General features: G+C 67.0%; 7 protein-coding genes. 5 read left to right on the top strand and 2 right to left on the bottom strand.

Annotated features, from left to right (window positions below):
* The first annotated feature begins 254 nt into the window (after nucleotides 1-254).
* The 5 genes from secA (at nucleotide 255) to frr (ending at nucleotide 6,757) form a co-directional block, all read left to right on the top strand.
* Nucleotides 255-3,077: a preprotein translocase subunit SecA gene (secA, locus tag D7V77_RS38480; RefSeq protein WP_120581206.1), complete on the top strand. Its 2,823-nt coding sequence runs from the start codon at nucleotides 255-257 to the stop codon at nucleotides 3,075-3,077.
* A 337-nt stretch (nucleotides 3,078-3,414) separates the two neighbouring features.
* The gene (gene rpsB / locus D7V77_RS38475; protein ID WP_120581205.1) at nucleotides 3,415-4,377 is read left to right on the top strand and encodes a 30S ribosomal protein S2; all 963 of its coding nucleotides are present in this window, start codon (nucleotides 3,415-3,417) and stop codon (nucleotides 4,375-4,377) included.
* 179 nt (nucleotides 4,378-4,556) lie between these two features.
* Complete coding sequence (gene tsf, locus D7V77_RS38470; RefSeq protein WP_120581204.1) at nucleotides 4,557-5,210, top strand: translation elongation factor Ts; 654 nt, start codon at nucleotides 4,557-4,559, stop codon at nucleotides 5,208-5,210.
* A gap of 199 nt (nucleotides 5,211-5,409) precedes the next feature.
* The gene (pyrH, locus tag D7V77_RS38465; RefSeq protein ID WP_120581203.1) at nucleotides 5,410-6,153 is read left to right on the top strand and encodes a UMP kinase; all 744 of its coding nucleotides are present in this window, start codon (nucleotides 5,410-5,412) and stop codon (nucleotides 6,151-6,153) included.
* A 52-nt stretch (nucleotides 6,154-6,205) separates the two neighbouring features.
* Nucleotides 6,206-6,757 carry a ribosome recycling factor gene (gene frr, locus D7V77_RS38460; RefSeq protein ID WP_120581202.1) on the top strand — a complete coding sequence of 184 codons (552 nt, stop codon included), beginning with the start codon at nucleotides 6,206-6,208 and terminating at the stop codon, nucleotides 6,755-6,757.
* 86 nt (nucleotides 6,758-6,843) lie between these two features.
* Here the strand turns inward: frr and cyaY are convergent, their stop codons facing one another.
* Nucleotides 6,844-7,176 carry an iron donor protein CyaY gene (cyaY, locus tag D7V77_RS38455; protein ID WP_120581201.1) on the bottom strand — a complete coding sequence of 111 codons (333 nt, stop codon included), beginning with the start codon at nucleotides 7,174-7,176 and terminating at the stop codon, nucleotides 6,844-6,846.
* A 19-nt stretch (nucleotides 7,177-7,195) separates the two neighbouring features.
* Complete coding sequence (locus D7V77_RS38450) at nucleotides 7,196-7,738, bottom strand: histidine phosphatase family protein (protein ID WP_120559234.1); 543 nt, start codon at nucleotides 7,736-7,738, stop codon at nucleotides 7,196-7,198.
* Nucleotides 7,739-8,012: the final 274 nt, after the last annotated feature.

Below are 8,012 nucleotides of genomic sequence, written 5' to 3'. Positions count from 1 at the left end.
GGGGGCGCCTGGTCGGCGGGGGCCCGGGGAGGAGCGGCCGGAAGAACTCTTCGCGGCGCGGGGACGGTGAATCTGCTTAGGGGACATTGCGTGGACTCGGTTCCGCTTTACTCTGGGCCACCGCGCGCCGGGCGGCCAGCCGAGAGGAAGTTTCGGGGGGCGCGCGTGGTTTTGGTCTGGTTCTCCCTTACATCTCCTGGGAATTCCCTTCACTCGCCGCGCTCCTTCGAGGATCCTCCGGCGAGAGAGCCAACATGATTGAATGGACGCTAAAGAAGCTCATCGGGACCAAGAATGAGCGCGAGCTCAAGAAAGCCCGCCTGAAGGTCGCCCGCATCAACGAACTGGAAGGCCGCATGAAGGCCCTCCAGAACGAGGACTTCGCGCGCGAAACCGCCCGGATGAAGCAGGAGATCGCGAACGGCAAGCCGCTCGACGACCTGCTCTTCGAGGCCTTCGCCCTCACCCGTGAGGCGGCGAGCCGGGTCATCGGCCAGCGCCACTACGACGTGCAGCTCATCGGCGGCATGTTCCTGCACGAGGGCTGCATCGCGGAGATGCGCACCGGTGAAGGCAAGACGCTCACCGCGACGCTGCCCTCCTACCTCAACGCCCTGTCCGGCCGCGGCGTGCACGTCGTCACCGTGAACGACTACCTGGCCCGCCGCGACGCGGAGTGGATGGGCCGCGTCTACAAGTTCCTGGGCATGTCGACGGGCTGCGTGCTCCACGAGCTGTCCGACAAGCAGCGCCAGGACGCGTACCGCTCGGACATCACGTACGGCCAGAACAACGAGTTCGGCTTCGACTACCTGCGCGACAACATGAAGTTCCGTCTGCAGGACTACGTCCAGCGCGAGCTGAACTACGCCATCGTCGACGAGGTGGACTCCATCCTCATCGACGAGGCCCGCACGCCGCTCATCATCTCCGGTCCCACCGAGGACAGCACCGACAAGTACTACCGGGTGGACCAGGTCATCCCGGGCCTCGTGCCGGACCAGGACTACACCCTGGACGAGAAGCACCGCTCGGTGGCCCTCACCGACGACGGCATCGACAAGCTCCAGAAGCGCCTCAGCGTCGGCAACCTCTACGACCCGGGCGAAATCGAGACCCTCCACCACGTCGAGCAGGCCCTGCGCGCGCACACGCTCTACAAGCGCGACAAGGACTACGTGGTGAAGGACGGCGAGGTGCAGATCGTCGACGAGTTCACCGGCCGCCTCATGCCGGGCCGCCGCTGGTCCGACGGCCTCCACCAGGCCATCGAGGCCAAGGAGGGCGTGAAGATCGAGAACGAGAACCAGACGCTCGCCACGGTCTCGTTCCAGAACTACTTCCGCATGTACTCCAAGCTGTCCGGCATGACGGGCACCGCGGACACGGAAGCCGAAGAGTTCGCGAAGATCTACAACCTGGACGTGCGCGTCATCCCGACGAACCGCAACGCGCAGCGCCGCGACGAACAGGACGTGGTCTACAAGACGGAGCGCGAGAAGTTCGAGGCCGTCGCCGCCCAGATTGAAGAGCTGAACAAGGCCGGCCAGCCGGTGCTCGTGGGCACGGTGTCCATCGCCAAGAGCGAGGTGGTGTCCAACTTCCTCAAGAAGCGCGGCGTGGCCCACAACGTCCTCAACGCCAAGGCGCACCAGCGCGAGGCGGACATCGTCGCGCAGGCGGGCCGCAAGGGCGCGGTCACCATCTCCACCAACATGGCCGGCCGCGGCACGGACATCCTCCTGGGCGGTAACGCGGAGGTCATGACCAAGAGCGAGATGGGCGCGCCGCCGGAGCCGCCGGAGTCCGTGGACGGGCAGCCCCCGGACCTCACCGCCTACCAGGCGGCGCTGGCGGACTACGAGAAGCGCTTCGAGGAGACGAAGGCGAACAACGAGCAGCTCACCAAGCGCGAGCGTGAAGAGGTCATGGCCGCCGGCGGCCTCTTCATCATCGGCACGGAGCGCCACGAGTCCCGCCGCGTGGACAACCAGCTGCGTGGCCGCGCCGGCCGCCAGGGTGACCCGGGCGCCAGCCGCTTCTTCCTGTCCCTGGAAGACGACCTGATGCGCATCTTCGGGTCGGAGCGCATCCAGATGCTGATGGAGCGCCTGGGCATGGAGGAGGGCGAGGTCATCGAGCACATCTGGCTCTCTCGCGCCATCGAGGGCGCGCAGAAGCGGGTCGAAGGCCACAACTTCGACATCCGCAAGAACCTGCTTGAGTACGACGACGTGATGAACCAGCAGCGGCGCACCATCTACAAGCTGCGCCGTCAGGTGCTCGCGTCGGGCGCGGGCGTTCCGCTCGTGGAGTACGAGGAGGACGTGAAGACGCGCGTGAAGACGCGCTCCGAGCGCGTCATCTCCTGGGCGGACTTCCGGGAGATGGTGCTGGACGCCGTGGAGGACGTCGTCGTGTCCATGACGGACACCTACGCCCCCACGCGCAGCTCCGACACCTGGGACATCGCCTCGCTGGCCAACTCCGTGAAGGAGTCGCTCAACCTGGAGATGAGCTTCGAGGGCGTCGGCAACCGCGACGAGCTCCAGGAGCAGATCTACGCGGCGGCGGAGAAGGTCTTCACCGCCCGCGAGCAGGAGTTCGGCGAAGACTTCATGCGCTTCCTGCAGTACCGGTACCTGGCCACCATCGACCAGCTGTGGAAGGACCACCTGCTGGCCATGGACCACCTGCGCCAGGGCATCGGCCTGCGCGGCTACGGCCAGAAGGACCCGAAGCAGGAGTACAAGAAGGAAGGCTACACGGGCTTCATGCAGATGCTGGACGCCATCAAGACGCAGTTCGTCAGCCAGATGATGCGTGTCCAGGCCCGCTCCGCCTCCAGCGCCGCGGAGGAGACCGCCCGCATCCAGCGCCAGCTGGCCCAGCAGCAGAAGAAGGCCGTGGAGGGCCGCGCGGACGCCGAGGGGAAGATCGAGGAGGCCACCGCCACCCCGGTCGCCCAGCGCGAAGCCGCCGCCGGCCCCAAGCCCGTGGGCCGCAACGAGCCCTGCCCCTGCGGCAGCGGCCGTAAGTACAAGAAGTGCCACGGCGCCAACGAAGCGAACCCGTAGGCCGCTGAACACCTGATGGAAGCGCTCTTCCGGCGCGGTCGCCCTCCCTGGAAAGGGGAGCGGGGCCGCGCCGGTCGCCTTCCTGGAGGGGAGGGGAGCGGCCTCGGGGAGGTAGGAGCCGGACGGAGGGTGTGCCGAAGCTTGCGCCCCTCTTGAGCGTTCTGCTAAGGACGCCGCGCCCTGTTATGTAGGGGCCGGGCTTCACCGCCCGAGGCAGTCAGCAGCACCCACTACTCACACGCGTGTCACCGGTCCCCGGTGCCCCTCCACGGTGGAAGGGCCAGGACTGGCAGCGGTCTCAACGCGCGTGGCGGAACAACCGGAAGGTACTCGCACCATGGATCAGCAGGATACGCAGACGCAGGCCCAGGCGATGGCCGCTGCCAGCGGCATCACGATGCGCCAGCTCCTCGAGGCCGGCGTTCACTTCGGCCACCAGACCAAGCGCTGGAACCCGAAGATGAAGCCCTACATCTTCGGTGCCCGTAACGGCATCTACATCATCGACCTGCAGAAGACCGTGACCATGGCCCGCGCGGCCTTCCGCTTCGTGGCGGACATCACGGCGCGCGGCGGGTCGGTGCTCTTCGTCGGCACCAAGAAGCAGGCGCAGGACGTCATCCAGGAGGAGGCCGCCCGCGGCGGTCAGTTCCACGTCACCAGCCGCTGGCTGGGTGGCACGCTGACGAACTTCAAGACCATCAAGCAGGGCATCGACCGCCTGAAGACGCTGGAGAAGATGGCCGAGGACGGCACCTTCGAGCGCCTGCCCAAGAAGGAAGTCGCCCAGCTCGACCGTGAGCGCGAGAAGCTGGAGAAGAACCTGGGCGGCGTGAAGGACATGGCGAAGCTGCCCCGCTGCGTCTTCGTCATCGACCCGAAGAAGGAGCACATCGCCATCCACGAGGCCACCCGCCTGGGCATCCCGGTGATTGGTCTGGTGGACACCAACTGCGATCCGGACGGCATCGACTTCGTCATCCCGGGCAACGACGACGCCATCCGCTCCATCAAGCTCTTCACGTCCAAGATCGCCGACGCGTGCCTCGAGGGTGCGGCTCGCTACCGTGCGTCCGGCGCCGCCGAGCGCGACGAGCAGGAGGAGCGCGAGGGCCGTGACGACCGCCGTGACGACCGCCGTGGCCCGCGCCGTGGCGACCGCCGCGACCGTGACGACCGCCGTGGCGGCGGTGACCGTGGCGGTGAGCGCCGCGGCCCCGTCGTGGAGATGAAGGCCACCGCGGCCACCACGGAGCAGGCGCCCGAGGCTGGCGGCGAGAGCACGCCGGCGGCGGAGTAACCGCCCGGCCTCATCGCTTTCCCAACGCGGTCTCCGGAGTTCGGCCGGGCGGCACCTCTCAAGGCCCGCTGTCCGGCCGTCTCCATTTTCTACGTCCTTGGCGTCAGTACCCAGAACCCCAGTCCTCCGCCCCCAGCGCACGCCGCCAGGCTCGGAGCCGATGAAGAAAGAGATACGACATGGCTGAGATCACCGCCCAGATGGTGAAGGACCTCCGCGAGCGCACCAACGCCGGCATGATGGACTGCAAGAAGGCGCTGGCCGAGTCCGGTGGCGACTTCGAGAAGGCCGCGGAGTGGCTGCGCAAGAAGGGCATCTCCAAGGCCGAGGGCAAGGCCGGCCGCGTCGCCGCCGAAGGCATCGTGACCTCCTACATCCACGGCGGCCGCATCGGCGTCATCGTGGAGGTCAACTGCGAGACGGACTTCGTCGCTCGCAACCCGGACTTCCAGGACCTGGCGAAGGAAGTGGCCATGCAGATCGCCGCGGCCGGCCCCAAGTTCGTCCGCCGCGAGGAGGTCCCCACCGACGCGATGGACAAGGAGAAGGAGATCCAGCGCGAGCTGCTCAAGCAGCAGGGCAAGCCCGAGGCGATGCTGGAGAAGATCCTCGTGGGCAAGATGGAGAAGTACTACGAGGGCGTCTGCCTGGTGGACCAGCTCTGGGTGAAGGACGACAAGAAGAAGGTCGGCGAGATGATCAACGAGCGCGCCGCCAAGATTGGCGAGAAGGTCTCCGTGCGCCGCTTCGTCCGCTACGAGGTGGGTGAGGGCATCGAGAAGAAGAAGGATGACCTGGCCGCCGAGGTCGCCAAGACGCTGGGCCAGGCCTAAGCGCCTTTCGCCGCACCGCAGCTCCCTGGGGCCGCGTGCCTGGGGCTCTTCCTCACAGGGGAAGGGCGCCGGGAACGCGGCCCTTGGTATTCCAGGCCCCGTTTTCTTCATGTCCGTCCGCCCGGCACTGGACGGTGCGGCGCGCGTCACGACTTCCGTCGTTGCCTGGGCGCGGGGCGGGGGATAGAAGCGGTCGCGTATGTCCGAATCCACCTCTCCCTACAAGCGCATCCTCCTCAAACTGTCGGGCGAAGCCCTGATGGGCGAGGGGAAGTACGGCATCCACCCGCCCACCCTCACGCGCATCGCGGAGGAAGTCGCGGAACTCTCCAGAACGGGCCTGGAAATCGCCCTCGTGATTGGCGGCGGCAACATCTTCCGCGGCGTCGCTGGCGCCACGGAGGGCATGGACCGCGCGAGCGCGGACTACATGGGCATGCTCGCCACCTGCATCAACTCCATGGCGCTGCAGGACTCGCTGGAGAAGCAGGGGCTGAAGACGCGCGTGCAGTCCGCCATCAAGATGGAGCAGATCGCCGAGCCCTACATCCGCCGGCGCGCCGTGCGGCACCTGGAGAAGGGCCGTGTCGTCATCTTCGCCGCGGGCACGGGCAACCCCTACTTCACCACCGACACGGCCGCGTCGCTGCGCGCGATGGAAATCAACGCGCAGGTCATCCTCAAGGCCACCAAGGTGGACGGCGTCTACAACGCGGACCCGAAGAAGGACCCGACCGCGAAGCGCTACCGGTCGCTCACGTACATGGACGTCCTCAAGCAGAACCTCAACGTGATGGACTCCACGGCCATCTCGCTGTGCATGGACAACAAGCTGCCCATCATCGTGTTCGACCTGGGCACGCGCGGGAACATCCAGCGCGCCGTCACGGGCCACGGCGAGTTCGGCACCATCGTCGGCGCGGCCGAGACCGTCTGGGCCTAGGGACGCCACGGACGGGACTGACAACACCCCCACTTCTCACAGGAGACGCACAATGGCTGACACGGCGGATCTGAAGGGCCGTATCGACAAGTCGGTGGAAGACCTCAAGCGGGAACTGGCCAAGGCGCGCACCGGCCGGGCGAACACCAACATCCTGGACGGCATCAAGGTGAACCAGTACGGGACGCCCACGCCGCTCAACGGCGTTGCCAGCATCAGCGCACCGGAGCCCCGCCTCATCGTCATCAAGCCCTGGGACAAGGGCGTGCTGAAGGACATCGAGAAGGCCCTCCGTGAGGCGAACCTCGACGTCAACCCGATGAACGACGGCGAGATGATCCGCCTGCCCTTTCCTCCGCTCACCGAGGAGACCCGCAAGAAGATCGCGAAGCAGGTGAAGGAGAAGGGCGAGGAGCACAAGGTCGCCATCCGGAACATCCGCCGCGACGCGAACGAGGCCCTCAAGACTCAGCTGAAGGACAAGAAGATCACCGAGGACGACCTCAAGCGCCGCACGGAAGAGGTCCAGAAGGCGACCGACGCCGGCATCAAGGCGGTGGACGACCTGGTCGCCAAGAAGGAGAAGGAAGTGATGACGGTTTGAGTCGTCACGCCTGGAAGCCCGTGGCCAGTCGCCACGGGCCTCCTTCCGGGCTTCAGCAGGAACCCAGCCGGGCCTTCAGGACGGCCTCAGGCTGGATAGACGAGCGCTTCGCCGGTGAGGTGCCGCACCACGTCCGAGACGAAGGCGAACAGCTCCAGCCCCTTGCCCTTGTCGTCCTTCCAGGCGCGCGAGGCATCGTCGTGGCTGAAGTGGATGCCCTGGCCCTGGCCGGCCACCCAGATCTGCCAGATGGCGCGCTGGGTGTTGATGATGCACTTCTCGCCGGACGCGGCCGTGAGCGTCACCTTGTCACCGGTGGCTTCGGCTTCCAGCACGTCCGGGTCGAAGGTGTCCGCGGCCGCCAGGATGCGCTTGAACGCGGCGGCCACGAGGGAATGGTAGCGGGCTTCGTCCATCATGGCCGCGCGCTCCCGGACGTCACTGGATGACGTCGAGGACCTGCTGGCCGGGGGCGGAGTAGAACAGGAACTTCAGGTGCTGCGCCGGGGGGTTCTCCCCCTTCTCGCCGGGCACCTGGTCTTCCGTGCTGGTGGGCGTGTCCGGCCACTCCATGGCGATGACCGTGCCCGGGTTCACCGGCTTGGGGAAGGACTGCATCCCCAGCAGGTGCGCCGCGAGCGCGCCCATGGAGGGCTGGTGGCCCACCAGGACGAGGTTCTCGTCGGAGTACTCCTTGAGCACGGGCTCCACCGCTCCCACCGGCATGTCCGGCAGCAGGCAGCGATGCACGCGCAGGAGGCCTTCATGCTTCACGGAGTTGGAGAGGATCTGCGCCGTCTGCACCGTACGCACCAGCGGGCTGGTGAGGATGAGGCTGATGGGCCCCATGCGCTCAGACAGCGACGCGAAATGCGCGGCGACATTCGTACGGGCCTTCGCGGTCAGCGCGCGCGCCTCGTCGCCGAGCCCCTCGGGGATCTCTGCGTCCGCATCGCCGTGCCTTACCAGGAAAATCCTCAAAGTCCCTCCACCGGTCGCGACAAGACCGCGGTTCGTACATGACCGTGGCCCGGTTGGTCAAAGGTAATGAGTCGAATGTTCAGTGCCCGGAACAGCCTGCGCATCGCGGGCGTTCGGGAACCGCCGTTCGCGGGGGGCCAACCCGAGCATACACTGGCCACCCACTGGCGTTCACGGGAGGTGGCATGCGCAAGTTGTTGGGGTGTCTGGCCGTCGTCCTGGCCCTGTCCGCCTGTCGCAAGGACGCGGCGGAGGGGGGGCCGGAGGGCGCGGG

The organism is Corallococcus sp. CA041A, from assembly GCF_003612075.1.
Classification (GTDB): domain Bacteria; phylum Myxococcota; class Myxococcia; order Myxococcales; family Myxococcaceae; genus Corallococcus; species Corallococcus exiguus.
Note: the sequence above shows the minus strand (reverse complement) of the source record. Positions and strands in the feature narration are given on the sequence as shown.